Genomic DNA, 26,421 nt, shown 5'->3' with positions numbered 1-26,421 from the left:
GGTCAAACCGGCCCCGGACCGCTGACGGTCCGGGGCCGGCCCTGTTGCCAGGTGGTGCTCAGTCCTCCGTCGAAGCCGACACCGAGGGCAGCGGCTGCTGCTCGGCGGCAGCGGTCTTCTTGGCCGCCGCCTTCGTCGTCTTCTTGGCGGCCGTCTTCTTCGTGGTGGTGGCCTTCTTGGCGGCAGTGGCCTTCTTGGCGGTGGTCTTCTTCGCCGCCGTCTCCTTGGCCGCCGTCGTCTTGGCGGTCGCCGTCTTCGCCGCGGCCTTCTTCGCCGTGGTCTTCTTCGCGGCCGTCTTGCGGGTCGTCGCCTTCTTCGCCGTCTTCTTCGCCGGCGCCGCCTCGGCGCCCTCGGCGGGCTCCGGGGCCTCGGCCGGCGCCTGGGCGTCCGGCTCGGCGGCCGGCGGCGCGGTGACGACGACGGTCGACGAGGAGTCGTCGGAGACCTGCGGCGAGCCCGCCGGAGCGGTCGCCTTACGGGTCGCCCGGCGGCGCGGACGGGCCGGCGCGGCCTCCGCGACCGGTGCCGGGGCGGGCTCGGGCTCCGGCTGCGGCTCCGGTGCGGTCTCGACCGGCACGACGATCGCGGCGGCTTCCTCCGCGGCCTTGGGGGCGCCCGCCGGGGCGGACACCTTCCGGCTCGCGCGGCGGCGGCCACGGCCGCGTCCGGCGGCCGCCTCGGCCTCCGCCGGGCTGCCGTACCACTCGTCGGCCTCGGCGACCGCGGGCTGCAGCTCGGCCTCGGTGACCGGAGCGGGCTCCAGTTCCGGGGCTGCCTCCTCCGCCACCGCGACGTCTTCGTGCTGGTGGTCGACGTGCGCCTCGTGCCGCTCGCCGTTGCCGGACTTGCCCTTCTTCTTGCGCTTGCCGCCACCGCCGACGGACGTCGGCTGGTCCATGTGGACGATGACGCCGCGGCCGTTGCAGTGCACGCACGACTCGGAGAAGGACTCCAGCAGGCCCTGACCGACCCGCTTACGGGTCATCTGGACCAGGCCGAGCGAGGTGACCTCGGCCACCTGGTGCTTGGTGCGGTCCCGGCCCAGGCACTCCAGCATCCGCCGCAGCACGAGGTCCCGGTTGGACTCCAGCACCATGTCGATGAAGTCGATGACGACGATGCCACCGAGGTCGCGCAGCCGCAGCTGGCGCACGATCTCCTCGGCCGCCTCCAGGTTGTTCCTGGTGACGGTCTCCTCGAGATTGCCGCCCTGACCGGTGAACTTACCGGTGTTGACGTCGATCACGATCATGGCTTCGGTCTTGTCGATCACCAGCGAACCGCCGCTGGGCAGCCAGACCTTGCGGTCCAGCGCCTTCATCAGCTGCTCGTCGATGCGGTACGTCGCGAAGACGTCGACGTCCGAAGTCCACTTCTGCAGACGGTCGGTGAGGTCCGGCGCGACATGCGCGACATAGCCGTGGATGGTCTCCCAGGCCTCGTCGCCGCTGACGATGACCTTGGAGAAGTCCTCGTTGAAGATGTCGCGGACGACCCGCACGGTCATGTCCGGCTCGCCGTAGAGCAGCGTCGGGGCGTTGGAGCTGCTGTTCTTGGCCTTCTGCTGGATCTCTTCCCACTGCGCCTGGAGCCGCTGGACGTCGCGCGCCAGCTCGTCCTCGCTCGCGCCCTCCGCGGCGGTACGGACGATGACGCCCGCGTCCTCGGGGACGATCTTCTTGAGGATCTGCTTCAGCCGGGCGCGCTCGGTGTCCGGCAGCTTGCGGCTGATGCCCGTCATCGAGCCCTCGGGCACGTAGACGAGGTAGCGGCCGGGGAGCGAGACCTGGCTGGTGAGGCGGGCGCCCTTGTGGCCGATCGGGTCCTTGGTGACCTGGACCAGCACGGACTGGCCGGACTTCAGCGCGGTCTCGATGCGGCGGGGGCCGTTGGCCATGCCCAGCGCCTCGAAGTTGACCTCGCCGGCGTACAGCACGGCGTTGCGGCCCTTGCCGATGTCGACGAAGGCGGCCTCCATCGACGGCAGGACGTTCTGCACCTTGCCGAGGTAGACGTTGCCGACGTAGGAGGTCGACTGCTCCTTGTTGACGAAGTGCTCCACGAGGACGTTGTCCTCGAGGACGCCGATCTGGGTGCGCTCGCCGCTCTGGCGGACGACCATCACCCGCTCGACGGCCTCGCGGCGCGCGAGGAACTCCGCCTCGGTGATGATCGGCACCCGGCGGCGGCCCTGCTCCCGGCCCTCACGGCGGCGCTGCTTCTTGGCCTCCAGGCGGGTCGACCCCTTGATCGACTGCACCTCGTCGGCGCTGGTGCCGCCCTCGTCCTTCTTGCGGGGCTCACGGACCTTGACGACCGTGCGCTCCGGGTCGTCGCCGTTGTGCGTCCCGTCCTCACCGGAGTCACCGCTGCGACGGCGACGGCGGCGACGGCGACGGCTGCTGCTGGAGCCGCCCGCGCCGTGCTCGTCCTCGTCGGCGGCCTGGCGGTCGGCGGGCTGCTCGTCGTCCTCCTCGGGCTCGGCGTCCGCGTCGGCACTCTCCCGCGCCTCGGACGGACGGCCCTCGGCGGGCTGGTCGTCGGAGCCGTCGGCGGACTCACCGCGGCGACGGCGACGGCCACCACGGCGGCGCCGGCGCGAGGGGCGGTCGCCGGACTCGTCGTCGCCCTGGGCGCTCTCGCTCCGCGCGGCGTCGTCCTCGGACTCGTCCTCCGTCTCCGGCTCCTCGACCGGCGCGGCGGCGACCGGCTCCGGCTCGGCGGGCGCACCACGACGGCGGCGCCGGCGCGGGGCCGTGGGCTGCTCCTCGCGGACGCGCTCCTCGCGGACCTGCTCCTCGGCCTCGGGCTCCTCGTCCTGACGGGCCGCGGCCGCGGCGGCAGCAGCGGTCTCCGGGGTCTGGAACATCGGCTCGGTGAAGACCGGCGCCTGGAAGACGGCGGTCGGCGGGCGCTGCGCACGGCGGCGGCCACGGGCCGGTGCCTCCTGCGCGGGCTCCTCCTCGGCGCGGGGCGCCTCGGCGACCGGCTCCGCGGCACGCTCGCCACGGCGTCGCGCACGGCGCTTGGGGGCCTCCGTCTGCGGCTCCGCGGCGGCTTCGGCCACGGGGGCTTCGGCTGCAGGGGCTTCGGCTGCGGGGGCTTCCTCGGCGGCGCCCTGCGGGGCGCCGGCGGGAGCGGTCGCCTTACGGGTCGCGCGGCGGCGCGAGCGGGCCGGCTTGGCCTCCTCGGCGGGCTCCGCGGCGTCCTCGGTGACGGGGGCGGGGGCCTCGACGGCCTCCGCCTTCACCGGGGCGGTCTCCTCGGCGGAGCTCTGGGGGGCACCGGCCGGAGCGGTCACCTTGCGGGTGGCGCGACGGCGGCCACGGGCGGGCCGGGCGTCTTCCTCCTGGGCGGCGGCCGGGGCCTCGTCCGCGACGGGCTGTGCGGCGGGCGCGGGCGCCTCGGCGGCGGCCGGCTCAGGAGCGGATTCGGGCTGCGGGGAGCCGGCGGGCGCAGTGACCTTGCGGGTCGCGCGGCGGCGGCTGCGGGCGGGCGCCGCGGGGGCGGCGTCGTCCTCGACCTGCGCGGGCTGCGCGGCGGCAGGGGTCTCGGCGGCGGCCTCGGCCGCCTTGGGGGCCGTCTCCGCGGCGGCGCCCTGCGGGGCCCCGGCCGGAGCGGTGACCTTGCGGGTCGCGCGGCGGCGGGTACGGGCCGGGGCGGCGTCGTCGCCGGTGGTGACCGCGGAGGCGGTGTCCTCCTCGGCGGCGGCCGGCTGTGCGGCGGCCGCTTCGGTGCTCACCACCGCGGATGCGGCGGCGGCGCCACCGGCGGGCGGGCCGGCCGGCCGGGATGCCGCGCGGCGCCTGCGGCGGGGCGGCAGCGTGTCGCTGGGTGAGTTGTTGTCGTCGGCACCACGGTCCGCGGGCGGCGTGGATTCGGTGGAATCGGTTGGTTCGAGCATGCGGGCGGTTCTCCCGTCACGCTCCCGGGCGCCGGGCCTTGTTCCGGTCCGCGAGCCGCGTGATGTGCGCGGCTTCGCTGTCCGGGGCGTGGGCGCCGCACGGGAGCTGTCGTCTCGCTCGCCGGGCCCCGGTGCGGGGACCGGCGAAAGTCTCCTGGTCAGTGCGTCTGCCGGACCGGGTGGCTCCCAGGCTGATCGGCGACGCGACGACGGCGGTCCTACGCAGTACCTTCCCCGGAAACTGCCGGGGAGACCCCACTCGGCGCCTTCGCGGCACTCAGCCCGGCGGCCGTGGGTGGGGCGGCCGTGGCAGCGTCGCGGTCGGGCGCGAGCGGGTCAGTCACCGCGCCGGTCTCCTCATCGAGCAGCCCCTGCGCCAGCCTGGTCACCGCAGCGGGGACCGGCGGCGCCAGGTCGGCCGCAGCTCGGAGGCCGGACAGGACGTCGTCGGGTCGAACGGCAGGTGTCAGATGCCGAACAACCAGCCGCAGTATCGCACAGGCTTTACCTTCGGGCCTATCGCCCTCGCTCTCGGCGGCCTCCAGACGGGCCACCGCGGCGCGTGCGTCGAACGTCCGCATGCCGTTCTTGGTACGGCGCTCGACCTGCACCTCTTCCGCCGCGAGGAACGCCTCGACGGCGTGCGCGGCCTCCTCGGCCGGGACTCCGTCCAGGCGCATCTCCCACACCGAGGCCTGCAGCCGGTCCGCGAGCCCGCTGGTGTGCGCCTCGACGGCGTCGATCACATCGAGCCCGGTCGGCAGCGACTCGTCCAGCAGTTCCCGGAGCTTGTCCGGGTCGCGGCGCGCGGTGAGCTGGATCTCCAGATACTCGGCCTCGCTGCCCGTTCCGGTCGGGGCGGCGTTGGCGTACGACACCTTGGGGTGCGGGGTGAAGCCCGCCGAATAGGCCATGGGGACCTCGGCGCGGCGCAGCGCCCGCTCGAAAGCGCGCTGGAAGTCGCGGTGGCTGGTGAACCGGAGGCGGCCGCGCTTGGTGTAGCGCAGTCGGATGCGCTGCACCGCCGGGGCGGGCGGCGGGCCTTCGGGCTGTCGCTTGCCCAGTGTCGTTCAGTCCTTCGTGAGTGCGGTCGTACTGCTACCTAGAGTACGTGTCCCGGGCGCGGCCGGTTCCCGGTGGGGCGCCACGGCGGCCTCCCGCCGCGGCTCCGCGGGGGCCCCGAAGAGCGCGCGCCGGAGGTCCTTGCGGGTCTGCCGCACCGTCTCGCGCGCGGCGGCCAGCGCCTGCCGCGTGGTGCGGCCCGCGGCGCGCACGGCTTGGCGTGCCGGGCGCCAGATGCCGTCGCGCAGGCCGTGCCCCAGCGGTGTGAGCACGGTGCGGTAGGCCCAGCGCAGCGGCTCGACGAAGATCCACCGCAGCAGCCGGCCGAGGAAGCGGCCGACCGCGCGGGACACGAATCCGGCGGCCCGCCAGCAGTGCCCGAGCGCGTCCCCGACCTCTCGGACGACGACGGTCACCGCCGCGGCCAGAGCACGGCCCACCGGCTGCAGTACCCACCGCCACAGGGCGACGACCGGCACGATCAGGATCCACCGAACGAGCGCGGCGACCACCGTGGCGACGCCCCGCGCCAGCCAGGCGATGCCGTGGCCGAGAGGCGTGAGGACGTACGCGTACAGCCACTGGGCCGGAAGCACGAGCAGATACCGGACCAACCAGGCGACCGCCAGCGCGACTCCGCGACCGACCGGGGCCACCACATACCGCCACAGCGCCACCCACGGCCACACGAACAACGCCTTGCCACACCACACCAGCGCCATACCCAGGCCGCGCGCCCCCGTGGCCAGTGCCGCGCCGACGGTCCGCGCCAGCCAGGCGATGCCGCGGCCGACAGGCGCGAGGATCTGCGCATACAGCCACTGGGCAGGCACCACGAGCAGATACCGCACCAACCAGGCAACCGCTACCGCAACACCACGACCGGCCGGCGCCAGCACATACCGCCACAGCGCCACCCACGGCCACACGAACAACGCCTTGCCACACCACATCAGCACCAGGCCCAGGCCACGCGCCAGCCACGCGAGCGCGCGTCCCACCGGAGCCAGCACTCCGCGCCAGAGCCACCCCGCGGGCACCACGACGACATACCGCCACAGCCAGGCCAGCGGGGCGACGACGAGCGTGCGCCACAACCAGGCCATGCCCCGGCCGAACGGGCGCAGCACCGTTTTGTCCACGGCCTTGGCGCAGACGACCAACGCGTCCCACACCAATCGCACGGGCACCACGAGCACCAGCACCACTATCCGCACCGGAAGGCGGATCATCGTGGTCAGACAGCCCTCACCTGGCTCGTAACGGGCCGGCTCGCGCCGGTCCTTGTCGAGCGACGCGGCGGGCGAACCGGCGCGCGGCGCGACCGCCCGCTCCTGCCGCCACTCGCCGTCCGTGGGCTCCATAACGCCCTCCCCCTTGTACTTCCCGGTACATCCGTGCGTGCCCGGCGTCGGTTCCGCTCGGCCCGGCGGACAGCCTCCACGGGGCAATTCCGCGAACGCGCCGTCCAGTTCCCGTCCGGCCCGGTTCGGTTGCGGCCCACGTCGGCCCCGGTTCCGGTTCCGTCCCTACCTGGCACACGCCCCGGCGGGCCCGCCGGTTGCGCCCGCGCCGATCCAGAAGCGGAGCTTCTCCTCGCGCTGGTCCTCGAAGACCCCGCCGCAGGCCTCGATGACCCTACGGGAGCCGGTGTTGGTGTCGTCGCAGGTGATCAGTACGGGGTCGATGCCCAGCGTGTGGCGGGCGTACGGGAGGGCGGCCCGCAGCATCGCGGTGGCGTGGCCGCGGCGGCGGGCCGCGGGGCGCACGGCGTAGCCGATGTGGCCGCCGTAGGCGTGCAGGCTCGGGGTGAGGTGGTGGCGGATGGTGAGCCGGCCGAGGTAGGAGTCGCCCGCCACCCACCACAGGGTGGTCATGGGCACCGTGCCGCCGACGCGTTCGTCGCGGGAGGTGCCGCCGACCGTGTCGACGTACTCGGCGAACCCCTCCGCGGCCGGCCAGCGGTCGCCCCAAGTCCGCAGCTCGCGGGCCAGGTTGGAGCGAGGGGAGGCCGCCGTCCCCTCCTCCCGGAACTCGTCCATCGCGGCGAGGAAGGAGGCGTGGACACGCACGGTCGGTGCGATGAGCTGAGGTGGCATCACCTCATTGTGCGGGCACGCGCAGGCCCGGCCGCCGCGGGGTGCGGGGCCGGGCCTGCGGGAGCTACGGGGCTGCCGGCCGCGGTTACTTGACCACGGTCAGCGGGAGCAGCTTCTTGCCGGTCGGGCCGATCTGGATCTCGGTGTCCATCTGCGGGCAGACGCCGCAGTCGAAGCACGGGGTCCAGCGGCAGTCCTCGACCTCGGTCTCGTCGAGCGCGTCCTGCCAGTCCTCCCAGAGCCAGTCCTTGTCCAGACCGGAGTCCAGGTGGTCCCAGGGCAGAACCTCCTCGTACGTACGCTCACGCGTGGTGTACCAGGCGACGTCCACGCCGAACGCGGGCAGTGTCTCCTCTGCGGCCTTCATCCAGCGGTCGTAGGAGAAGTGCTCGCGCCAGCCGTCGAAGCGGCCGCCGCCTTCGTAGACGGCGCGGATGACGGAGCCGATGCGGCGGTCACCGCGCGAGAGCAGGCCCTCGACGATGCCGGGCTTGCCGTCGTGGTAGCGGAAGCCGATGGAGCGGCCGTACTTCTTGTCGCCGCGGATCTTGTCGCGCAGCTTCGTCAGCCGTGCGTCGGTCTCCTCGGCGGAGAGCTGCGGCGCCCACTGGAACGGGGTGTGCGGCTTGGGGACGAAGCCGCCGATGGAGACCGTGCAGCGGATGTCGTTCTGCCCGGAGACCTTGCGGCCCTCGGCGATGACCTTGACGGCCATGTCGCCGATCTGGAGGACGTCCTCGTCGGTCTCCGTCGGCAGGCCGCACATGAAGTAGAGCTTCACCTGCCGCCAGCCGTTGCCGTACGCGGTGGAGACCGTCCGGATCAGGTCCTCTTCGGAGACCATCTTGTTGATGACCTTGCGGATGCGCTCCGAGCCGCCCTCCGGGGCGAAGGTCAGACCCGAGCGGCGGCCGTTGCGCGTCAGCTCGTTGGCAAGATCGATGTTGAAGGCGTCGACGCGGGTCGACGGCAGCGACAGACCGATCTTGTCTTCCTCGTACCGGTCGGCGAGCCCCTTCGCGACATCGCCGATCTCGGTGTGGTCCGCGGAGGACAGCGACAACAGGCCGACCTCCTCGAATCCCGTGGCCTTCAGCCCCTTCTCCACCATGTCGCCGATACCGGTGATGCTTCGCTCCCGTACGGGACGCGTGATCATGCCGGCCTGGCAGAAACGGCAGCCGCGGGTGCAGCCACGGAAGATCTCGACCGACATCCGTTCATGGACGGTCTCGGCCAGGGGGACGAGCGGCTGCTTGGGGTAGGGCCACTCGTCGAGGTCCATGACGGTGTGCTTGGAGACCCGCCACGGGACGCCGGAACGGTTCGGCACGACACGGGAGATCCGCCCGTCGGCCAGGTACTCGACGTCGTAGAACTTGGGGACGTAGACGCTGCCGGTCTTCGCGAGGCGGAACAGCAGCTCGTCGCGCCCGCCGGGCCGGTCCTCGGCCTTCCAGGCGCGGATGATCTCGGTGATCTCCAGGACCGCCTGCTCGCCGTCGCCGACGACGGCGCAGTCGAGGAAGTCGGCGATCGGCTCCGGGTTGAAGGCCGCGTGGCCGCCCGCGAGGATCAGCGGGTGGTCCTCCGTGCGGTCCTTGGCCTCGATGGGGATGCCCGCGAGGTCCAGGGCGGTGAGCAGGTTGGTGTAGCCCAGCTCGGTCGAGAAGGAGACGCCGAGGACGTCGAAGGCGCCGACGGGGCGGTGCGCGTCGACGGTGAACTGCGGCACGTCGTGCTCGCGCATCAGCGCTTCGAGGTCCGGCCACACGCTGTACGTGCGCTCGGCGAGCACGCCCTCGCGCTCGTTGAGGACCTCGTAGAGGATCATGACGCCCTGGTTGGGCAGACCCACCTCATACGCGTCCGGGTACATGAGCGACCAGCGGACGTCGCAGTCGTCCCACTCCTTGACGGTGGAGTTCAGCTCGCCGCCGACGTATTGAATCGGCTTCTGGACATGCGGGAGGAGGGCCTCCAGGCGTGGGAAGACCGACTCGACAGGCATCGTGGTGATCTTTCATCAGCGGGCAGGGGTGACCCTCAAGCCTAACGTGCTCCGAGGGGCGGCCTTGACGAGCCGGGTTCGGGCTGCTGCGGGGGCGGCCGCCAGCGGGCTGTGCGGCGGTGCGCGGGCCGGTGAGCGGCGGGCCCCGACGACCGTGCTCGGGCCCGCCGCTCACCTCACCGCAGCGCGTCCCTGTGCTTACGGCGCGAGGCCGCTTTCCACAGCTCCGGCAGCTCCCGCTCCCGCTCCGCCGCACGGGCCTCCTCCCGCCCGTACATCAGCCCGAAGGGGAACCCGGGCTCGCCCGCGGTCTGCGCCTGCGCCGCCAGCTCGCGCAGGGCCCCGCGCGCCACCACGCTGTCCTGGTGATCACCCAGCGACTGCTGGACCCGCTTGATCCGCTTGCCGTACTTCTTCGCCGGCCGCCCCAGGGCGGGCCGGGCCGCCTCCGCCGCATACCGCGCCCGCTTGGCCGCCTTACGGGCGCCGTGCAGCGCCCGGTCGCGGGCCGGTCCTGCCGGGAGGCCCCGCGCGGTCTCCATCCGGCCGGCCAGCCGCGCGTGATCCTTCAGTACCGCCTTCGCCAGCACCTTGGGCGCCGGCTTACCCGCCGCGCCGCGCAGCGGCGGCTCCGCCAGGAACGCCTCCAGCGACTCCAGCAGCGCCAGATACCGCTCCCCGTCCAGCACCGCGAGCACCTGCTGCCGCGACGCCAGGCGGCTGCGCTCGGCCCTGATGCGCAGCCGGGCGGCCACCGGGCCGAACCGCAGCTCCTCGGGCAGCTCCGCCAGAGCGCCGTCCAGCCGCTCGGTGAGCACCTCCCGGTCCCGGTCCACACCCAACTCGGCTGCCAGCCACCGCAGTTCGACGCCGAGGGGCTTGGTGACGGCACGGTCGAGCACCTTGGTGGAGGAGCGGAAGACGCTCCGCAGCCGACGGGTGGCGACCCGCATCCTGTGCACCGAGTCGGGCAGGTCGCGGCGCACCGCGGGATCCCGCTCGACGATGGCGCGCACCTGCTCCGCCACGTACGCCAGCACCACGTCGGCGGCGGTCCGCCGCGCCGCCTTGCGCGGCTTCTTGCCGCGGCGCTCAGGGGCGCTCGGCTTGTTCACCTTGCCCGGGGTGCCCGTCTTCGGTGGTACGGCGCCGGCGCCGCCGGAGCCCCCGTACGTCGCCGGTGCGGTCTCGGCGAGCGCCCGCGCCAGCTTCGACGCCGCCCGTGCGGGGCGCACCCCCGCCGCGGCCAGCGCCCGACCCACCTCGTCCAGGAGCCCTTCGTCACCGCCGGCCGCGCCGGTCAGCTCCACCTCGATCTCGTGCCATCGGGCCTCGCCCTGCGCCGCGTCCTCCTCGCCCGCGGGCCCGGCCCGGCGGGCCCACACGGCGTCGGTCGCCACCTCGGCGAGCGGGATGCCGGCCGCGTCCTGGAGCAACCGTGTCGTGCGACGGGTCCGCAGCCGCACGACGGGCAGCAGGGCGCGGCCGCGCACCCGTGACCGCACCAGGTCCGTCAGCTCCTTCGGAGGCGCGTCGGACAGTGGCGCCCGCACCTCGTCCCGCACCTGCCCGGAGCCCGCCGCGGCGGGGTCCCCGGTCGGGACCGGGAGCTTCAGATGCCAGCCCGCGTCCTTGCCGCCGGTGCGGCGGCGCAGGGTGATGCCGTCCGCGGCGAGTCGTTTGTCGGCCGTGTCGTAGTAGGTGGCGTCCAGGACCTCGACGTCCTGTTCGGCCACGGCCGCGACCCGGTTCACGCCGGTCAGGTCGGGCAGCTCGGTGTCATCGGTGGCCTCGTACTTACGTTCGACTTCCCGCACCGTGTCAGCCATGCATCGAATCTAGTCAACCGTCCCGGCGGCGACCACCCACCCACCGGACACCCGCCCAGCGGCCGCTCCACCCATCGGCCCTCGAAATCCGGCCATCCGACGACGGCCGGGCTTACCGGCGGTGGCACGGGCGGCGCGAGGTGATTTACGTTGTGTCACGGCATAGTCACCAAGGGTTGCCTCAGGCGCCTTTTCGCCCCCTTCGGGGAGGGAGATACCGTGCACCCCCAGACCGCAGCCGCCCCCCGGACACCGTTCCACGTCACGGCGGGTGCCCGCCCGCACCTCCTGGCCGTACCGAGCGAACCCACCGCCGCGAAGGTCGCCCGCGACTTCATCCGCACGGCACTGCGCGGCACCACGCTCGCCCCTCTGCTCGACAGCGCGGTCCTGCTCGCCTCGGAGGCGGTCACCACCTCCCACCTGCGCGCGCCGGCGTCCTCGGACGTCCTGCTCCGGCTGCTGACCGCCGACCACGGCCTGCGCGTCAGCGTCCACGATGAAGGCGCCGGTCGTATCCCGGCGCAGACGGCGACGACCGCCGGCCCGGAGCCCGGACACCGCCTGCTGCTGTTCCGGCACCTCGCCGACGACTGGGGCACCGCCCCCGCCGCCGGACCGCGCCGCTCCCCCGCCCTGTGGTTCGAGCTGCGCACCGCGCCGCACCGCGGCTCCTGGAAGTAGGCCCCCAGGAGCCGGACCGACCCGGAGCCTCAGCGGGACGCCGACACCGGCCGTTGCACCCGGATCGACTGGAGCAGCCCGATGGCGATCCAGACGGCGAACATCGAGGTGCCTCCGTAGGAGACGAACGGGAGCGGGAGGCCGGTGACGGGCATGATGCCCAGGGTCATCCCGATGTTCTCGAAGGACTGGAAGGCGAACCACGCGATGATGCCGGCCGCCACGACGGTGCCGTAGAGCTCGGTCGTCTCGCGGGCGATACGGCAGGCCCGCCACAGGACCACGCCGAGCAGGACGATGATCAGACCCGCACCGAGGAAGCCGAGCTCCTCGCCGGCGACGGTGAAGATGAAGTCCGTCTGCTGCTCGGGCACGAACTGTCCGGTGGTCTGACTGCCGTGGAAGAGTCCGGAGCCGGTAAGCCCGCCGCCGCCGATCGCGATACGCGCCTGATTGGTGTTGTAGCCGACACCCGCCGGGTCCAGGCTCGGGTTGGCGAACGCGGCGAACCGGGCGATCTGGTAGTCGTCGAGCAGGCCGAGCTGCCAGACGGCGACGCAGCCGGCGACGCCGGTGCCCAGCAGGCCCAGGATCCAGCGGTTGGACGCTCCCGAGGAGAGCAGCACACCGAGGACGATGGCGCCGAGGACCATCACCGACCCGAGGTCGGGCATCAGCAGAATGACGGCCACCGGGATGGCAGCCACGGCCAGAGCCTGGACGACCGTGCGGTGATCGGGGTTCGGGCGGTCGCCCGCGTCGACCTTCGACGCGAGGATCATCGCCATGCCGAGGGTGATGGTGATCTTCGCGAACTCCGCCGGCTGGAGGGAGAACCCACCGGGAATCGCCAGCCAGGACCGCGAGCCGTTGATCGTGGCGCCCAGCGGCGTCAGCACCAGCAGCGCGAGTACCACCGACAGCCCGTAGAGGATCGGGACCGCGCCCCGCAGGGTGCGGTGCCCGAGCCAGATCGTGCCGGCGGCCAGCGCCAGGCCGATGCCGGTGTTCAGCAGGTGGTGCAGGAAGAAGTAGTACTCGTCGTCGCGGTTGAGTTCGGTGCGGTTGCGGGTCGCGGAGAAGACCAGCACCGACCCGATGCAGGACAGCGCCAGGCAGGAGAGCAGCAGTATCCAGTCCAGCCTGCGGACGAGGGAGTCCCGCGCGGTGAGCTTGGCCCAGGTGCCCAGCTCCGGGGTGTAGCGCCGGATGGAGAACGTCCGTGAGGTGTGGCTGGTCGTCACTGCTCTCGCCTCCCCGGCGGGGCCGCCACCGGCTTGATCGGCTGGGCCTGAATGGTGCCGTCCTTCTCGATCTTCGGAAGCGCCTCTTGCGGCTTCGGCAGCAGCGCGTTCTTCGGGTTGATGCCGCCCTTGGCGTCGACCCCGTAGAGCGCGTCGTAGATCTTGCGCACGGCCGGCCCCGAGGCGCCGGAACCGGTACCGCCCTGGGAGATGGTCATGAGGATCGAGTAGTCCTTGGTGTACGTGGCGAACCAGGAGGTGGTCTGCTTGCCGTAGACCTCCGCCGTACCGGTCTTGGCGTGCATCGGGATCTTGCTCTGCGGCCAGCCGCCGAACCGCCAGGCGGCCGTACCGCGGGTGGCGACACCGGCGAGGGCGCCGTCCATCTGCTTGAGCGTCGCCTTGCTCACCGGCAGCTTGCCGTGCGACTGCGGCTTGATCTGCCGGACGTGCTTGCCGTCGGGGCTGACGACGGCCTTGCCGACGGACGGGTTGAACAGCGTGCCGCCGTTGCTGATCGCGGCGTAGATCGTCGCCATCTGAATCGGGGTGACGAGCGTGTCACCCTGGCCGATGGCGTAGTTGACGGAGTCGTAGGCGTGCAGCTTCATGCCTTCGAGGCAGCCCTCACGGGCCAGCAGGGTGTCGAAGTCCCTCTTCTTCGGCCAGTTCTTGGCCTGCTTGCACCAGCCGGCCTTGTTGGCCTTCCAGAAGTCCTTCTTCCACTGCCGGTCGGGCACCCGGCCGGTGACCTCGTTGGGGAGGTCGATGCCGGTCTCCGCGCCGAGGCCGAACTGGTGGGCGGTCTTGTAGAACCAGTTCTTCGCGTCCTTCTTCGGCTTGAGACCGCCGTCCTTCTTCCACTCGTCGTGCGAGAGCTTGTAGAAGACGGTGTCGCAGGAGACCTCAAGCGCCCGGCCCAGGCTGATCGAGCCGTGGCTCTGCGACTCGAAGTTCTTGAACACCTGGCCGCCGATGCTGTACGACGAGCCGCAGGGATAGCTGCCGTCGAAGGGGTAGCCGGCGTTGACGGCCGCGGCGGTCGGCACCACCTTGAAGATCGAGCCGGGGGCCGCCTGTGCCTGGATCGCCCGGTTCAGCAGCGGGTAGTTGGAACCCTTGCTGGTGAGCCGCTGGTAGTCCTTGGCGTCGATCCCGCCGACCCAGGCGTTGGGGTCGTAATCGGGGTTGGAGGCCATCGCCACCACGCGCCCCGTCTTCGCCTCCATCACCACGACGGCGCCCGAGTCCGCCTCGTACGGGCGGTTGGTGTTGCGGTCGATCTCCTTGCGGGCGTCCTTCATGGCCTGCGCCAGCTCTTTCTCCGCCAGCGCCTGCACGCGGGCATCGATGCTGGTGACGACGCTGGCCCCGGCCTCGCCCTTCTCGCTCTTGGTCTGGCCGATGACCCGGCCGAGGTTGTCGACCTCGTAGCGGGTGACGCCTGCCTTGCCGCGCAGATCGCTGTCGTACGTCCGCTCAAGACCGGACCGGCCGATCTGGTCGGAGCGCAGCAGCGGCGAGGGGCTGTGCTCGGCCTTGGTGATCTCCTCGTCGGTGACCGGGGAGAGATAGCCGAGGACCTGGGCGGTGTTGGCGCTGCCGGGGGCGGCGTAGCGGCGGACGGCGGTGGGCTCGGCGCTGATGCCGGGGAAGTCCTCGGAGCGCTCGCGGATCTGGAGGGCCTGCTGGGTGGTGGCCTCGTCCGTGATCGGGATGGGCTGGTAGGGGGAGCCGTTCCAGCAGGGCTGCGGGGTCTTGGAGTCGCAGAGCCGGGTCTTGTTGCGGATCTCCTTCTCCGACATGCCGAGGACCTTGGAGAGCCGGCCGAGCACGGCCCGGCCGTCGTCCTTCATCTTCAGCAGCTCGGTACGACTGGCGGAGACGACCAGACGGGTCTGGTTGTCGGCCAGCGGCACACCGCGCGCGTCGAGGATCGAGCCGCGGGTGGCGGGCTCGATGACCTGCTGGACGTGGTTGCTCTTGGCCTCGTTGGCGTACTCCTGGCCGTTGCGGATCTGCAAATACCAGAGCCGGCCGCCGAGGGTGAGCAGAAGGGAGAAGACCAGGATCTGGATCGCGATCAGGCGGACCGTGACGCGCGAGGTCCGGCCCGTCTCGGGAAGGTTGCTCACAGCGCCCCCACTGTCGGTGCGTTGGTCGGCGGCTGCGCCCGCCGCCCGGTGCTCGGTCGCGGTGCCGCGCAGGTCCGTCCTGCGGCCCGCGGCAGTTCGCCGCTCACAGCCGCTTGTCCCCCTTGCGCGCCACCTTGCCGCGGACGGACCTGCCGAGCAGACCGCCGCGCCGGCTGCCGTTCTTGCCGGACTTGGCCCCCAGTCCGGTGCCACTTCCCGCCATGCTGCCGCGGCTGCCCTTGAGGCCGGTGCCGGTGCTGAGCCAGCCGTACGCGGGCTCGCGGCCGAGGACCGAGCTGCCGGAGCCGCCGTCGCCGGCCAGCAGATCGCTGTCCGTTCTGCGCGCGAGCGCCATCACCAGCGGGACGGTGAACGGGGCGAGCAGCAGGTCGTAGAGGGTCGCGCTGAGGAGCAGGCCGACGAGGCCGACGTGCCGGGCGGCGGTGTCCCCGACGAGCGCGCCGACGCCGGCGTAGAGCAGCGTCGAGCCGATGGCGGCGCCGACGACGACCACCAGCGGGATGGTCGCCGAGCGGTGCTGGCCGTTGTCCGGCCGGGTCAGACCGGCGATGTAGCCGATGACGCAGAGCACCAGCGCGTAGCGGCCGATGGCGTGGTCGGAGGGCGGCGCGAGGTCTGCGAGGAGCCCGGCACCGAAGCCGATCAGGGCCCCGCCGACATGGCCGTAGACCAGCGCGAGGCCGAGCACGACGAGCAGCAGGAGGTCCGGTACGGCACCCGGCAGTTGCAGCCGGGCGAGGATGCTGACCTGGATGACCAGGGCCAGGACCACCAGCGGGGTGGCGAGCAGGATCCGGTTGATGCGCATCGGTCAGCTCCTGGGAGGGGCGCTCGCGGTGGGGTTGGCCGTGACGGTGACCGTCGGCGCCGGCTTGGGCTTCGCCGGCTTCGGCGGCAGGACGGTGTCGCGGGGGTCCTCGCGGGGCGGCGCCACGACGACGCCGACGACGTCCAACTGGGAGAAGGCGACGTAGGGCCGGATCTGCAGGGTGCGGGTCAGATCGCCGTTGGACGGCTCGACCTTGATCACCTGGCCGACCGGCACACCGGGCACGAACGGCTTGTCGGCGCTGGAGCCGAAGGTGACCAGGCGGTCGCCCTTCTTGACCGCGGCCCGGCCGTTGAGGAGCTGGACGCGCAGCGCGCGGCCACCCTGTCCGTTGCCGAAGCCGATCTCGTTGGTCTTCTCCATGCGGGTGCCGACGGTGAAGTCGGGGTCGTTGGCGAGCAGGACCGTGGCGGTGTTGGCGCCGACGGTGGTGACCCGGCCGACCAGTCCGTCGCCGTTGAGGACGGTCATGTCGCGGGCGATGCCGTCGCGGCTGCCCGCGTCGATGGTGACGGTCCAGGAGAAGCCCTGGGCGGCGCCGATGGCGATGACCTCGGCACCCTTGATGCCGTACTGCCCGGCGCCCGCAGACTTCAGAATCTTGTCGAGCTCGGCGGCGCGGCTGCGGTTGCGGTCGGAGGAGCCGAGCTTGGCCTTCAGCGCGGCGTTCTCGTGTTCCAGCGTGCTGATCCGGTTGTGCCGCTCACCGGAGTCCCGTACGGCGCCGACGGCGTTGCCGACCGGGCTGACGACGCTGGCGACACCGCTCTCCACCGGGCCGAAGGCGGAGGCCGCCGCCTGCCTGGCACCATCGAGCGGGGACTGCTCGCCGCCGCGGATATCCACCGTGATCAGCGCGAACGCGATCGCGACCAGCAGCACCAGTAGCAGCCGGCTCTCTCGTGTGTCCCTCACGTGCGGCGGCCGTGTCCTTCCTCGTAGGACCGGCCGGCTGCGGGCCCTCGCCGGTCTCGTTCGGGAGTTGAGCGTTGTGCCTGTGTGTGCGGTGCCGGATGGTGAAGTGTCAGTGCACCGTGCTTGTCGGGGTGTTCTGCCTGTATATCAGCGATCGACCGAAAAAAGCGGTCGATAGCTGTATGGTGCCCGACCCTCGCGGACGCCGCATGACGGCCGCGGGGCGGATCGGGCCGGGACTCGCTACCTGCGCGGCTGGGAGTCGAGGACCTGCTGGAGCGCCTCGAACTCCTCGACGCACTTGCCGGAACCGAGCGCGACGGAGTCGAGCGGGTCCTCGGCGATGTGGATGGGCATACCGGTCTCGCGGCGCAGCCGCTCGTCGAGGCCGCGCAGCAGGGCGCCGCCTCCGGTGAGCACGATGCCGCGGTCCATGACGTCACCGGACAGCTCCGGCGGGCACTTGTCGAGGGTCGTCTTGACCGCGTCGACGATGGAGTTGACCGGCTCCTCGATGGCCTTGCGGACCTCGGCGGCCGAGATCACGACGGTCTTGGGCAGGCCGGAGACCAGGTCGCGACCGCGGATCTCGGTGTGCTCGTCCTGTTCGAGGTCGTACGCGGAACCGATGGTGATCTTGATGCTCTCGGCGGTGCGCTCGCCCAGCAGAAGGCTGTACTCCTTCTTGATGTGCTGGATGATCGCGTTGTCGAGCTCGTCACCGGCCACCCGGATGGACTGGGCCGTGACGATGCCGCCGAGCGAGATGACGGCGACCTCGGTCGTGCCGCCGCCGATGTCCACGACCATGTTGCCGGTGGCCTCGTGGACCGGCAGACCGGATCCGATCGCGGCGGCCATCGGCTCCTCGATGATGTGGACCTGGCGGGCGCCGGCCTGGGTCGACGCCTCGATGACGGCGCGGCGCTCGACTCCGGTGATGCCGGAGGGAACGCAGACGACCACGCGCGGACGGGCCATCCAGCGGCGCTTGTGGATCTTCAGGATGAAGTAGCGGAGCATCCGCTCGGTGATCTCGAAGTCGGCGATGACGCCGTCCTTCAGAGGGCGGACGGCGACGATGTTGCCGGGCGTACGCCCGATCATCTTCTTCGCCTCGGCACCTACCGCGAGGATGCCGCCGGTGTTGGTGTTGATGGCCACGACCGACGGTTCGTTGAGAACGATTCCGCGGCCCCTGACGTACACCAGCGTGTTGGCGGTCCCGAGGTCGACAGCCATGTCACGGCCGATGAACGACATGTTGTTCCCCATGAGGATACGTCTGGCCTTCCCAACTGGAGCGAATGCTTACTGGAGGTCGGCAGGAGGTGATGCGCCGTGAGGCGCGGAAGCTTCCATCGTAGTCCCGCCACCTTGCCCACTCGAACTCGGTGGGAGGGACTTCGCCATTGTCGGCTCTCCACGCACCCGCCCCCTTCAATGGTGACGTCGTGTCGCGATGATGCGTTCCCCCGATCGGTGCGCATATACCAAGGGGCGACCGATGATTCCATCGGTCGCCCCTGGTCACAAGGGTTTCGCGGCTGACAATGAGTCAGGAAACGCCAGGAAAGAAAATCTTGATCTCGCGCTCCGCGGACTCTTCGGAATCCGAGGCGTGGATCAGATTCTCTCGGGTGATCGTGCCGAAGTCCCCACGAATGGACCCACTCGGTGCGGCAATCGGGTCAGTCGGACCGGCGAGCGCCCGCACGCCCTCAATCACCCGCTCCCCCTCGACCACAAGCGAAACCACCGGACCGGAGGACATGAACTCCACCAACGGCTCATAAAAGGGCTTGCCGACGTGCTCGGCGTAATGCTGCTCCAGCAGTGCGCGGTCCAGGGTGCGCAGCTCCAACGCGCCGATCGTCCAGCCGGCCTTCTTCTCGATACGGCCGATGATCTCCCCGACGAGACCGCGCCTGACGGCATCGGGCTTGAGGAGGACGAGGGTGCGCTGGCTCACGAAGGGACTCCCTGTATACGAACGACGGTCAGCGGGTGCCCTGAGGCTACATGGGGCGCAGCGCCCGTCGCGGCCCCGGCCCCGGCCTGCCGGGCGGGCCGCCGGGGGCCCGCCCGAGAGTGGTCTACGCCGGGTCCGCCACCGCGTCCCCGGCCGCCTCGCCCTGCGCCGCCCAGCGCGCCTTCGCCGCGTCGATCTTGCGGCCGTAGTGGACCGACGCCCACCACAGGGCCGCGAACACCGCGCCGAGGAAGAACATCGCGGGGATGACCACACCGCTGGCGATCAGGGCGATCTGCAGGACCCAGCCCAGCTGGACGCCACCGGGGCGGGTGAGCATGCCGCACAGCAGCACGCACAGCAGCATCGCGATCCCGCTGACCGTCCAGACCGTGGCCGCCGGCAGGTCGCTGAGCTGCATCGCCACCAGTCCGGCGAAGCCGATCACGAAGAACTCGCCGATGAGGGTGCTCGCACACAGGGTGCGCATGATCAGTTCCTCCCCATGAGCAGCCGGGCCTCGCCGACCGTGATCACGGAGCCGGTCACCAGCACACCCGCTCCGGAGAACTCGCCCTCTTCCTCGGCGAGGGTGATGGCCGCCTCCAGGGCGTCGTCCAGCCGCGGCTCGACCTGGACCCGCTCGGCGCCGAAGACCTCGACCGCGACGGCCGCCAGCTCATCGGCGTCCATCGCGCGATGGCTGGAATTACGCGTCACCACGATCTCGGCGAAGATCGGCTCGAACGCCTCCAGCAGGCCCCGGACGTCCTTACCGGCGCTGGCCGCGACCACGCCCACCAGACGGCTGAAGCCGAAGGCCTCGGTGACCGCCTCGGCCGCCGCCCGCCCGCCGGCCGGGTTGTGCGCCGCGTCCAGCACCACGGTCGGGCTGCGCCGCACGACCTCCATACGGCCCGGCGAGGACACCGCGGCGAACGCGGAGCGGATGGTGTCGATGTCCAGCACCCGGGCGTGCTCGGAGCCGACGCCGAAGAACGCCTCGACCGCGGCGAGCGCCACCGCGGCGTTGTGTGCCTGGTGCGCGCCGTACAGCGGCAGGAAGATCTCGGGATACTCGCCGCCCAGGCCGCGCAGCGTCAGCATCTGGCCGCCGACCGCCACCTCGCGGGAGAGCACGCCGAATTCCATGCCCTCGCGGGCGACCGTGGCGTCCACCTCGACCGCGCGCTTGAGCATCACCGACGCGGCTTCGACCGGCTGCTGGGCCAGCACGACGGTGGCGTCCTTCTTGATGATCCCGGACTTCTCACCCGCGATCTGCTCGGGCGTCTCGCCCAGCCGGTCGGTGTGGTCCAGGGAGATCGGGGTGACCACGGCGACATCGCCGTCGATGACGTTCGTGGCGTCCCAGGTGCCGCCCATGCCGACCTCGACGACGGCGATGTCCACCGGCGCGTCCGCGAAGGCGGCGTACGCCATCGCCGTCAGCACCTCGAAGAACGAGAGCCGGAACTCCTGCTGGGCATCGACCATCTCCACGTAGGGGGCGATGTCCTGATACGTCTCGATGAAGCGCTCGGCCGAGATCGGGCTGCCGTCCAGGCTGATGCGCTCGGTGACCGACTGGACGTGCGGGCTGGTGTAGCGGCCGGTGCGCAGGTCGAAGGCGGACAGCAGGGCCTCGATCATGCGGGCCGTGCTGGTCTTGCCGTTGGTGCCGGTGATGTGGATGGAGCGGTAGGCGTGCTGCGGTGAGCCGAGGATGTCCAGCAGGGCCGCGATGCGCTGCACCGACGGGTCGAGCTTGGTCTCACCCCAGCGGCCTGCCAGCTCCTCCTCGACCGCGCGCAGCGCACGGTCGACCTCCGGGTCCGCGGGGCGGGCGGGAATACCGTCCCCCTGAGGCGGGCCGGCCTGCGCGCGCAGGGTCCGGCTGCCTGCCTCGATCACCGCGAGATCGGGGTCACGGTCGGTTTCGGCCTCGACCAGTTCGTCGAAGGCGTCGGTCGGGTCAGGGTCGTCGTTCTGGGGGCGCTCGCTCACGCCGACCAGTCTACGAGGCACCGGTGACAGCGGTCGCGCTGCGCCGCCCTCCCCGGCGACCGCCCGCCCAGCCCGGGCCTCCGGCGGCCGACGGAGGCCGACGGGAGCTAGCCGAGCGCCGCCTTCATCATGCTGCGGGCGATCGGTGCGGCCAGGCCGTTGCCGGAGATCTCGTTGCGTTCGGCGTGGCCGTCCTCGACCATCACCGCCACCGCGACCTGGTGCCCCTTGCCGTCCTGCGCGTAGGAGACGAACCAGGCGTAGGGCGTACCGCTGTTGTCGACACCGTGCTGGGCGGTGCCGGTCTTGCCGCCGACGGTCAGCCCGTCGATCTTCGCGTTGGATCCGGTGCCCTTGTCCACGACCGTGCCCATCGCCGACCGCAGCTGCTCGGCCGTGCGCGCCGACATCGTCGTGCCGTACGTCTTGGGCTCGTTCTCCTCGACGGTGTTCCCGCCGCCGTCGGTCACCTTGTCGACCAGCTGCGGGGTCTTCAGCTCGCCGCCGTTGGCGATGGCCGACGAGACCATCGCCATCTGCATCGGGGTCGCCTGGTCGTCGAACTGGCCGATACCGGACAGCGCGGTCTGGGCGTCGTCCATGTCGTCGGGGTAGACGCTCTTGGCCGCCCGCACCGGGGTGTCCACCTCGTCGTCGTTGAAGCCGAACTTCTCGGCCTGTGCGGCCATCTTCCGCGGCCCGAGGTCGGCGGCCATCTTCGCGAAGACGGTGTTGCAGGAGTACTGGAGCGCGGTGCGGATGGTGGCGTCCTTGCAGGGCGCCGCGGCGTTCTCGTTCTTCAGGTCGGTGCTGGTGTGCGGCAGCCTGTAGGGGTCGGGGCTGTCGGTCCGCTCGTCCACTGAGGAGTACAGACCGTTCTCCAGCGCGGCCGCGGCGACCACCAGCTTGAAGGTGGAGCCGGGCGGCAGCGGCTGGCGCAGCGCACGGTTCAGTTCCGGCTTCCCGTCGTCCCGCGACATCGCCTGCCACGCCTTCTGGTCGGAGCTGCCCGACCCGGCGAACTTCCCCGGGTCGTACGACGGCGTGCTGACCATGCCCAGGATCCGGCCCGTCCCCGGGTCCAGCGCCACCGCCGCACCGGTCTTGCCGCCCAGGGCCCGGTAGCCGGCCTTCTGCACCGCGGAGTCGATGGTGGTCGCGACGTCGCCGCCCTTGGCCCGCTTGCGCGTCAGGGCATCGGCGGGGCTCTGCAGCCGGCTGTCGGAGCCGTCGAGGACGTCGCCGTACAGGTTCTCCAGCTGGTTGCTGCCGAAGATCTGCGAGGAGAAGCCGGTGACCGGCGCGTACAGGGACCCGTGCCGGTAGGTCCGCTTGTACTTCAGCTGCTCGGACGTGGCCTGCGAGCCGGTGACCGGCTGCCCGTCGACGAGGATGTTGCCCAGCGGCGCCGCGTACTTGCCGATCGCCACCCGCGGGTTCTTCGGGTCGTCCTTGTACGTCTCGGCCTTGGCGGCCTGCAGCCAGGTGACCCAGCCCATCAGCGCGAGGACCAGGGCGAGGCAGAAGACCGAGACCCGTCGCAGCGGCTTGTTCATGGGGCGCGGCTCCTCGGCTCTCACAGGCGGTGACCACCGGACATCCGGCCGTCCGCTCCACCGTGCCTCGCCTTCATGAGAGGCCGATGAGAACGGATGCCCGACCGGACCGGACAACTTTTCGCCTGTTTCCGCCCTCTTCACCGGCGGGCTCCGTACGCCCCGGCTTTGCCACACGCGCGCATCACACGGGTAGCGGGAGCGGGGATCAGGTGCCGGCAATCAGTCAGCGGATGCACTTGGTGCTGCTCACCGCCTGGGCCGTGCTGTGGTTCGCGGTGGTCGAACCGAACGGCGGCTTCTCCTGGCACTACTTACGCACCGGCGGCGAACTGATCTACCAGGGCGCCGCCGGGGACGGCACCGGAGGGCTCAACCTCTACGCCCACCACCCCGAACTCCAGATGGGCCCGATCAGCTTCCTGGTCGCCGGGGTGTTCAACCCCTTTCCCGAGGCCACCGGGCAGTTCCTGGCCGCCGCCCTGATGGCGCTGCTCGGGCTGGTCATCGTCGTCCTGGCGGGCCGCAGCGCCGCCCACCACTTCCTCGGCACCGGCACCAACCACCAGCGGCTGCGGCAGCGGGTGCTGATCGCCGGACTGGCCTTCCTGCCCATGTGGATCGAGGTCGCGGTCCGGTTCGGGCATCTCGACGACGTGCTCGCACTGTTCTTCACCGCGCTCGCGGTGCGGTCCGTCACCCGCGGCAACGCCGCACTCACCGGCGCCTTCCTCGCCCTGGCCATGGATTCCAAGCCCACGGCCCTGGCCTTCACCCCGCTGCTGCTGGCCCTCCCCAAGGAGAAGTGGCTGCGCGCCGCCCTGTGGTGCGCAGGGCTGGTCGCCGTCGTCTGGCTCCCGTTCTTCGTCGGTGACTCCCAGTCCTTCGCCGCGGCGAAATTCGCCATCCCCAATCATCCGGCGTCCGCACTGCGCTGGCTGGGTGTCGGCGACCCGCAGACCCCGTCCTGGGACCGGCCGGCGCAGGCCGCGCTGGGTCTGGCGCTCGGCGCCCTCGCCGTCTGGCGCGGCCGCTGGGCGGCGGTGGTGCTGCTCGGCGCCAACGCCCGCATCGTCCTCGACCCCAGCGTCTACACCTACTACACGGCCTCGGTGCTGCTGGGCACGCTGCTGTGGGACGTCATCGGCCAGCGGCGGCTGGTCCCGTGGTGGAGCTGGCTGGCGCTGCTCATCCTCTACGGCAGCGTCTTCGTCGTCCCCGACGATTCGGCGCGGGGCCTGATCCGACTGGCGTTCGTGGCGGTCTCGACCGCGTACGTCCTGCTGTGGCCGGTACGCGAGCGAGGCGGGCGCGGGCGGGGACGCCGCAGGCCCCCCGCCCGTGAGGACGAGGGGCCTGCGCACGGCGATCCCGCGGACGGCCCGGAGCCCGGCCCCGGGCCGGATCCCGCGCCTACGCCTTGGGCAGGGCCTCCAGCTGCGCGCTGATCCGGACGATGTCCGCCTCGGCGGTCTCCAGCCGGACGCGGATCTTGTCCACGACCTTCTCCGGCGCCTTGGCGAGGAACGCCTCGTTGCCGAGCTTGCCCTGGGCCTGCGCCTTCTCCTTCTCGGCGGCGGCGAGGTCCTTCGCCAGCCGCTTGCGCTCGGCCTCGACGTCGATCGCACCGGAGAGGTCCAGGGCGACGGTGGCGCCGGCGACCGGCAGGGACGCGGTGGCGCTGAAGTCGTCACCGGCCGGCTGGAGCCGCAGCAGCGAGCGCATCGCGGCTTCGTGGGCCGCCAGCGCCGTGCCGGACAGGTCCAGGCGGGCGGGGACCTTCTGGCCGGGCTGCAGCCCCTGGTCGGAGCGGAACCTGCGGACCTCGGTCACGACCTGCTGGACGAGCCCGATCTCCTGCTCGGCCGCCGTGTCACGGAAGCCGGAGTCGGCCGGCCACTCGGCGATGACGACCGACTCGCGGCCGGTCAGCGTCGTCCAGAGGGTCTCGGTGACGAACGGGACGATCGGGTGCAGCAGCCGCAGCGTGACGTCCAGAACCTCGCCCAGGACGCGGCGCGAGACCTCGGCGGCCGGTCCGCCCGCCATGAACGTCGTCTTCGACAGCTCGACGTACCAGTCGAAGACCTCGTCCCAGGCGAAGTGGAAGAGGGCGTCCGACAGCTTCGCGAACTGGTAGTCGTCGTAATAGGCGTCCACCTCGGTGACGACCGAGTTGAGCCGCGAGAGGATCCACCGGTCGGTCGCCGACAGCTGCTCGGCGGGCGGCAGTTCACCTTCGACGGTGGCGCCGTTCATCAGCGCGAAGCGGGTGGCGTTCCAGATCTTGTTGGCGAAGTTCCGGGAGCCCTGGACCCAGTCCTCGCCGATCGGGACGTCGACACCGGGGTTGGCACCGCGGGCGAGGGTGAAGCGGACGGCGTCGGATCCGTAGGCGTCCATCCAGTCCAGCGGATTGACCGCGTTCCCGAAGGACTTGGACATCTTCTTGCCGAACTGGTCGCGGACCATGCCGTGCAGCGCGATGGTGTGGAACGGCGGCGTGCCGTCCATCGCGTAGATGCCGAACATCATCATCCGGGCGACCCAGAAGAACAGGATGTCGTAGCCGGTGACCAGGACCGAGTTCGGATAGAACTTCTCGACGCTCGGGGTCTGCTCGGGCCAGCCGAGGGTGGAGAAGGGCCACAGGCCGGAGGAGAACCAGGTGTCCAGGACGTCGGTGTCCTGCGTCCAGCCCTCGCCGGTGGGCGCCTCGTCGTCCGGGCCGACGCAGACGACCTCGCCGTTCGGGCCGTACCAGACCGGGATGCGGTGACCCCACCACAACTGCCGCGAAATGCACCAGTCATGGAGATTGTCGACCCACCCGAAGTAGCGGGACTCCATCTCCTTGGGGTGGATGGCGACCTTGCCGTCGCGGACCGCGTCACCGGCGGCCTGCGCCAGCGGGCCGACCTTGACCCACCACTGCATCGACAGCCGCGGCTCGATGGTGGTCTTGCAGCGCGAGCAGTGACCGACGGAGTGGGTGTACGGACGCTTCTCGGCGACGATCCGGCCCTCGGCGCGCAGCGCGCCGACGATGGCGCTGCGCGCCTCCAGCCGGTCCAGGCCCTGGAAGGGGCCGTGTGCCGTGATGACCGCGTGCTCGTCCATGACGGCGAGGTTGGGCAGGTTGTGCCGGCGGCCGATCTCGAAGTCGTTCGGGTCGTGGGCCGGGGTGACCTTGACCGCGCCGGTGCCGAACTCGGGGTCGACGTGCTCGTCCGCGACGACCGGGATACGGCGGCCGGTCAGCGGCAACTCGATCTCGGTGCCGACGAGATGGGCGTAGCGCTCGTCCTCGGGGTGGACCGCGACCGCGGTGTCACCGAGCATCGTCTCCGCACGCGTGGTCGCGACGACGATGGCGGAGTCGCCCTCGCCGTAGCGGATCGAGACCAGCTCGCCGTCGTCGTCCTGGTATTCCACCTCGATGTCCGAGATGGCGGTCAGACAGCGCGGGCACCAGTTGATGATGCGCTCGGCGCGGTAGATCAGCTCGTCGTCGTAGAGCCGCTTGAAGATCGTCTGGACGGCCTTGGAAAGGCCCTCGTCCATCGTGAACCGCTCGCGCGACCAGGCGACGCCGTCGCCCAGGCGCCGCATCTGCCCGGAGATCTGCCCGCCGGACTCGGCCTTCCACTGCCAGACCCGCTCGACGAACGCCTCGCGGCCCAGGTCGTGGCGCGAGACGCCCTCCTTGGCCAGCTCGCGCTCGACGACGTTCTGGGTGGCGATACCGGCGTGGTCCATGCCCGGCTGCCACAGCGTCTCGAAGCCCTGCATCCGCTTCCTGCGGGTCAACGCGTCGATCAGGGTGTGCTCGAAGGCGTGACCCAGGTGCAGGGAGCCCGTGACGTTCGGCGGGGGGATGACGATGGTGTACGGCGGCTTCTCGCTCTTCTCGTCCGCCTCGAAGTAACCCCGCTCCACCCAGCGCTCGTACAGCGGCCCCTCTACATCGGCCGGCGTGTACTGAGTCGGCAGTTCGGGGGCGCTGTGGTTGCTCTGCTGAGAGTTCTCGGTCACGCCGGACAGTGTACGGGCGGCGATGTCGCAGTCTCGAATCGGTTTGGCCCCCGGGGCAGCGGCTGTCGGTGGCGTCGTACAGGATGTCGTCATCGCATCGACACCAGCTGTCACCAGT

At 71.4% G+C, this 26,421-nt stretch carries 18 protein-coding genes; 2 read left to right on the top strand and 16 right to left on the bottom strand.

Annotated elements, in window-relative coordinates:
• Positions 1–58: 58 nt before the first annotated feature.
• The 6 genes from QOM21_RS24475 to QOM21_RS24450 form a co-directional block, all read right to left on the bottom strand.
• Positions 59–3,904, bottom strand: coding sequence for an Rne/Rng family ribonuclease (locus tag QOM21_RS24475; RefSeq protein ID WP_407553184.1), 3,846 nt, complete (start codon positions 3,902–3,904; stop codon positions 59–61).
• 218 nt (positions 3,905–4,122) lie between these two features.
• Positions 4,123–4,926: a TIGR03936 family radical SAM-associated protein gene (locus tag QOM21_RS24470; protein WP_407553183.1), complete on the bottom strand. Its 804-nt coding sequence runs from the start codon at positions 4,924–4,926 to the stop codon at positions 4,123–4,125.
• Positions 4,927–4,974: 48 nt separating this feature from the next.
• Entirely contained in the window at positions 4,975–6,330 is a 1,356-nt protein-coding gene (locus QOM21_RS24465; RefSeq protein WP_407553182.1) for a hypothetical protein, read from the bottom strand.
• Positions 6,331–6,495: 165 nt separating this feature from the next.
• Positions 6,496–7,065 (bottom strand): GNAT family N-acetyltransferase, encoded by a 570-nt coding sequence (locus QOM21_RS24460; protein ID WP_407553181.1) that lies wholly within the window; start codon positions 7,063–7,065, stop codon positions 6,496–6,498.
• 85 nt (positions 7,066–7,150) lie between these two features.
• Entirely contained in the window at positions 7,151–9,076 is a 1,926-nt protein-coding gene (locus QOM21_RS24455) for a TIGR03960 family B12-binding radical SAM protein (protein ID WP_407553180.1), read from the bottom strand.
• Between the two features lie 176 nt (positions 9,077–9,252).
• Positions 9,253–10,905 carry a CHAD domain-containing protein gene (locus tag QOM21_RS24450; RefSeq protein WP_407553179.1) on the bottom strand — a complete coding sequence of 551 codons (1,653 nt, stop codon included), beginning with the start codon at positions 10,903–10,905 and terminating at the stop codon, positions 9,253–9,255.
• A 219-nt stretch (positions 10,906–11,124) separates the two neighbouring features.
• On the opposite strand from QOM21_RS24450, the gene QOM21_RS24445 reads away from it, so the two are divergent.
• Complete coding sequence (locus QOM21_RS24445; protein WP_407553178.1) at positions 11,125–11,589, top strand: ATP-binding protein; 465 nt, start codon at positions 11,125–11,127, stop codon at positions 11,587–11,589.
• A gap of 29 nt (positions 11,590–11,618) precedes the next feature.
• Here QOM21_RS24445 and rodA read toward each other — a convergent pair whose 3' ends face one another.
• The 9 genes from rodA to QOM21_RS24400 form a co-directional block, all read right to left on the bottom strand.
• Entirely contained in the window at positions 11,619–12,800 is a 1,182-nt protein-coding gene (gene rodA, locus QOM21_RS24440) for a rod shape-determining protein RodA (protein WP_407555784.1), read from the bottom strand.
• Positions 12,801–12,829: 29 nt separating this feature from the next.
• Positions 12,830–14,968 carry a penicillin-binding protein 2 gene (gene mrdA, locus QOM21_RS24435; RefSeq protein ID WP_407553177.1) on the bottom strand — a complete coding sequence of 713 codons (2,139 nt, stop codon included), beginning with the start codon at positions 14,966–14,968 and terminating at the stop codon, positions 12,830–12,832.
• 103 nt (positions 14,969–15,071) lie between these two features.
• The gene (gene mreD / locus QOM21_RS24430; protein WP_407553176.1) at positions 15,072–15,797 is read right to left on the bottom strand and encodes a rod shape-determining protein MreD; all 726 of its coding nucleotides are present in this window, start codon (positions 15,795–15,797) and stop codon (positions 15,072–15,074) included.
• 3 nt (positions 15,798–15,800) lie between these two features.
• Positions 15,801–16,733, bottom strand: a complete 933-nt coding sequence (gene mreC, locus QOM21_RS24425; protein WP_407553175.1) for a rod shape-determining protein MreC — start codon at positions 16,731–16,733, stop codon at positions 15,801–15,803.
• 243 nt (positions 16,734–16,976) lie between these two features.
• Positions 16,977–17,996 carry a rod shape-determining protein gene (locus tag QOM21_RS24420; RefSeq protein WP_393895573.1) on the bottom strand — a complete coding sequence of 340 codons (1,020 nt, stop codon included), beginning with the start codon at positions 17,994–17,996 and terminating at the stop codon, positions 16,977–16,979.
• A 295-nt stretch (positions 17,997–18,291) separates the two neighbouring features.
• Positions 18,292–18,705, bottom strand: coding sequence for a nucleoside-diphosphate kinase (gene ndk, locus QOM21_RS24415; protein ID WP_393895547.1), 414 nt, complete (start codon positions 18,703–18,705; stop codon positions 18,292–18,294).
• Positions 18,706–18,829: 124 nt separating this feature from the next.
• Positions 18,830–19,195: a DUF4233 domain-containing protein gene (locus tag QOM21_RS24410; protein ID WP_407553174.1), complete on the bottom strand. Its 366-nt coding sequence runs from the start codon at positions 19,193–19,195 to the stop codon at positions 18,830–18,832.
• Between the two features lie 2 nt (positions 19,196–19,197).
• Positions 19,198–20,712 carry a bifunctional tetrahydrofolate synthase/dihydrofolate synthase gene (gene folC / locus QOM21_RS24405; protein WP_407553173.1) on the bottom strand — a complete coding sequence of 505 codons (1,515 nt, stop codon included), beginning with the start codon at positions 20,710–20,712 and terminating at the stop codon, positions 19,198–19,200.
• A gap of 107 nt (positions 20,713–20,819) precedes the next feature.
• Positions 20,820–22,268, bottom strand: coding sequence for a peptidoglycan D,D-transpeptidase FtsI family protein (locus tag QOM21_RS24400; protein WP_407553172.1), 1,449 nt, complete (start codon positions 22,266–22,268; stop codon positions 20,820–20,822).
• Between the two features lie 233 nt (positions 22,269–22,501).
• Between QOM21_RS24400 and QOM21_RS24395 the strand changes: the two genes are divergently transcribed.
• Entirely contained in the window at positions 22,502–23,716 is a 1,215-nt protein-coding gene (locus QOM21_RS24395) for a hypothetical protein (protein WP_407555783.1), read from the top strand.
• Here the strand turns inward: QOM21_RS24395 and QOM21_RS24390 are convergent.
• On the bottom strand, positions 23,682–26,303 hold the full coding sequence (locus QOM21_RS24390; RefSeq protein WP_407553171.1) for a valine--tRNA ligase: 2,622 nt from the start codon (positions 26,301–26,303) through the stop codon (positions 23,682–23,684). The two genes, QOM21_RS24395 and QOM21_RS24390, sit on opposite strands and share 35 nt — an antisense overlap.
• Positions 26,304–26,421 lie beyond the last annotated feature (118 nt).

This window comes from Streptomyces sp. Pv4-95, assembly GCF_045782725.1.
In the GTDB taxonomy this organism is placed as follows: Bacteria; Actinomycetota; Actinomycetes; order Streptomycetales; family Streptomycetaceae; genus Streptomyces.
Note: the sequence above shows the minus strand (reverse complement) of the source record. Positions and strands in the feature narration are given on the sequence as shown.

Excerpts from the sequence above, each read along its gene's own strand:
- QOM21_RS24420 (WP_393895573.1), bottom strand. The coding sequence starts at position 17,996 with ATGTCGTTCATCGGCCGTGACATGGCTGTCGACCTCGGGACCGCCAAC.
- QOM21_RS24410 (WP_407553174.1), bottom strand. The coding sequence starts at position 19,195 with ATGCGCACCCTGTGTGCGAGCACCCTCATCGGCGAGTTCTTCGTGATC.
- QOM21_RS24455 (WP_407553180.1), bottom strand. The coding sequence starts at position 9,076 with ATGCCTGTCGAGTCGGTCTTCCCACGCCTGGAGGCCCTCCTCCCGCAT.
- QOM21_RS24460 (WP_407553181.1), bottom strand. The coding sequence starts at position 7,065 with ATGCCACCTCAGCTCATCGCACCGACCGTGCGTGTCCACGCCTCCTTC.
- mreD (WP_407553176.1), bottom strand. The coding sequence starts at position 15,797 with ATGCGCATCAACCGGATCCTGCTCGCCACCCCGCTGGTGGTCCTGGCC.
- QOM21_RS24465 (WP_407553182.1), bottom strand. The coding sequence starts at position 6,330 with ATGGAGCCCACGGACGGCGAGTGGCGGCAGGAGCGGGCGGTCGCGCCG.
- QOM21_RS24450 (WP_407553179.1), bottom strand. The coding sequence starts at position 10,905 with ATGGCTGACACGGTGCGGGAAGTCGAACGTAAGTACGAGGCCACCGAT.
- QOM21_RS24400 (WP_407553172.1), bottom strand. The coding sequence starts at position 22,268 with ATGAACAAGCCGCTGCGACGGGTCTCGGTCTTCTGCCTCGCCCTGGTC.
- QOM21_RS24395 (WP_407555783.1), top strand. The coding sequence starts at position 22,502 with ATGCACTTGGTGCTGCTCACCGCCTGGGCCGTGCTGTGGTTCGCGGTG.
- QOM21_RS24475 (WP_407553184.1), bottom strand. The coding sequence starts at position 3,904 with ATGCTCGAACCAACCGATTCCACCGAATCCACGCCGCCCGCGGACCGT.